The organism is Areca yellow leaf disease phytoplasma, assembly GCF_041920595.1.
Genome location: NZ_CP169277.1, coordinates 571,946 through 575,100 on the forward strand (window position 1 = coordinate 571,946; position 3,155 = coordinate 575,100).

Genomic DNA, 3,155 nt, shown 5'->3' on the forward strand with positions numbered 1-3,155 from the left:
TACGTATTGCTAAAACTAAATTAAGGTGTTAAGGGAAATGTTGCAAATATAATTAGTGCCAAAGTTATTAAAAAAGATACAAATATGGTTTAGGTGCAAAATTGATAAAACTTACAATAATTAACAAAATCTAAATTACAATTAACGCTAATTTGTTGTTGGTTGTATACAGGAAAATGATAAAATTATGGGTAAGAATTAAATAAAAGAGGCTATTAACACAATAATAAACTTAGAAAATATGCTTATTATTTTCCAAAACATTGCAAACATATTATAAAAATAATTTAATTAATGATTAAATATATTGGGGATTATATAAATTATTATACAAATAAGATTTTATTTTGTGAAAATCAATTGCAAAAAAATAATTTTTGGGTTTGAGTTTGAAAGCAATTGCAAAATAGAAATATATCCATTATGTAAATTTTATATAATTAAAAATAAAGAATAAATATAGTTAATTTATTATCTTGTTTGTTTTGTTAATAAGTGTGATTTGTGAAAAAAATTAATAAAATTAGAAATAAATAATTTATAAAGTTAGTAGTTGCTTTTTAATATTTTAAATCTAAGATAAGTAAGAGTTTAGAGTTAAAACTCAAAATATTTAAATAAAATTATACTTATATTATAATATAGCAAATTGTGTTAAAATCCTAAACATAAAAAACTTTTGGCTTTAATATTTTAATTCAAATTTTTTTTATTTGGGGGAAAAAAATAAAATTAAAAGGATGCAAAGTTGTTGAAAAAGGCACAATAATAAAATGTTATAAATACAAATGTTTGCACAAAAAATATAATTATAATGTAATATTTTAATGAAGGTTATTTTCGAAACCTTTTAATATTTATAGAAAAGTAAAATATTTGTAATATGAAAATCCAAAGCTAAAGCAATTATGCGTTTGTTTCCCAAATACTTTTACTTCTTAATTTTATTCATGATTTTATTGGGCATACATTTTTGCAATCAAATTATTATTTATGCTGGAAAAACAACAACAACTAGAAAACATCAAGAAAAGGAAAATAAAATTAGGGTTGAAAAAAATCTAAAATAACACACAACAAAATCCCACAAATAATAAATAATCTTCCTTTAAAAAAATTTAAAGAATTGTTCCCACACCCCTTCTTTTATCCTATCAGATCCAACTAACCTTGAACCTTTTTTCCTACCCTACCAAACTAATTCTGAACCCACTTCCTATTTTCTGCCCTTTCCAGACACCTCCAGATTTCTAGGATCATTAGATTGCATTTAGTTGAGATTAGCATACTGCATGCATTCATTACGCATGTTAGGTTTGCATTATACTTCTGGCATACCCTTGGCATTTGCTTGGAGTCCATTGTAAATACTCTTGTGCACACCACACTAGGGTCAGACCTAGAGAGTCTATAGTCTCTTAGGTTTAGGCCCATAAAAGTCTAATAAATTTCCTTCGATAGGAATGCAAAGTCGAGTCTATTAGGTGTTAGTTTGAGTCCTTTGCATCATCTTGTTAGGAGTCTGCATGTGCCCAGCATGTTCACCACCTCGCACTAATCTTAAAACAAACTGGCTAATTCCCGAAGAAGGGTCAAAGAATTTGATGTAGTGGATCTATCTTGGTTAGGCTTAGGCCTAAAAGAAGCTTCATGCTCGCAGAGCCGGACCTTTTAGAGTGATAGAGAAGGTTGGATCAAATGCCTAGGTGTTAGACTTGCCTTCGGATTTGGGCATTAGTTCTACCTTCAACACATGAACTTTGAGTATAGGAAACCGGCAGTGATACCAAGTCAGGCCTTTGGACCTATTCCTTTTCATCGTGAGTGACCCTAACCTCAGAGTGTCCACTAACAAATTGGCCTGAGAGAGGAGAACGGATCGAGCGTATCCTGGACGATCAAGCCATCACGACCCCGGGGCCGTGACTATCAACGCTTCCTGGTCCGATGGCAAGGCTGGCCAGAGTCGGACGATTCATGGATTTCTCGAGAGGACTTGTAGCAAAGCACCAACCCAGACCTCCTCGAGATATGTCAGCCAGCTTGATTTTCACTTGAACGTGGTCGAGTTCCTCCCACCCCGGGAGAATTGGTGGGACACCGGAGGCACCAGAATAAGACAGAGGCTTTTCAACCCTCTTGTATTGATCAATAATTTATGAGTCCATCTGTAATAAGGGCGGCTTACCATCTGAGTCCATTTTAGCTGTTATTTCAGCTTCAGTACTAGTCAGCTCATATTGAGCTAGTTCAGTCCATGTTAGTCAGCCATGTCGAGCTAATTTTATTTTTTTGAGTCCTGTTCAACCATATTGCAGACTCAAGACCACATCATACAAGTGAAGACCAAGTCCAACCAGATTGAAGACATGGAAGTATAGCCCAAGTCCAACCCAGCTTGAAGATTTGAAGACCCTAGGAGGGAAAATCAGAAGAAACCCTGATTCCTTGCAGATGCCCTCCAGATGCCCAGATTCCCTTCCAGATGCCGACATAGACCAGGCATCCATGATTCCAGAGGTCCACCTGCATCCTAGCCCAAAGAAATCAAGCCCAGGACCATGCCCAAGCCCCTAAGAAGCAAGATACTAAGGAATATTCTGCACCTGGCTACCAAGCCACCCCAGCTTCCAGAGGCCCAAGCCCATGCGCCCAAGCCCCTTTGGGCTCGGCCTCTTGCTGCTCTTAGAAGCCCAACACGCCCCCCTAGGTGTCCTTGGAGTGTTGGCACAAGTCAAGAGAATTTTTAGGGATTTTTCTACCTAATGTTTCCTTATTTTCTAGCTAGGGTTTGAGAGGGAAAAGGATTCTTATGTAAAGACTAATGTGCCCTTACTTGGAGCCCAAGGTTAAGGGTCTATTTAAAGGACCCTAGCCTCTTGTATGAAGGGAGATTTTGATATATGAAATAAACCTTGAGTTCTTATATTGTTTTGTGTGATTACCCTGCTGTGTGCATAAAGGGGTTTGAGAGTTCTTCTTCCCGGTGTTTGCAACCATCTTCCTGCCGCCAACCATCCTTCCAGCCCCCTCCAAAACTTTCTTTCCTTTGCTATTTTCCTTTATTTTCTTGATCTCCTTTGAGTTTTCTAACCCCTGACAGATCGTTTGCAGGTCCCCGAGTTCCTACGAGCACATGTAACTGGAACGAAGTA

The 3,155-nt window shown here is 36.4% G+C and carries 1 protein-coding gene; it reads left to right on the forward strand.

Features of this window, described 5'->3' with window-relative positions:
• Positions 1 to 1,897: 1,897 nt before the first annotated feature.
• On the forward strand, positions 1,898 to 2,002 hold the full coding sequence (locus ACEW7V_RS03245) for a chromo domain-containing protein (protein ID WP_374695784.1): 105 nt from the start codon (positions 1,898 to 1,900) through the stop codon (positions 2,000 to 2,002).
• The last annotated feature ends 1,153 nt before the right edge of the window (positions 2,003 to 3,155 follow it).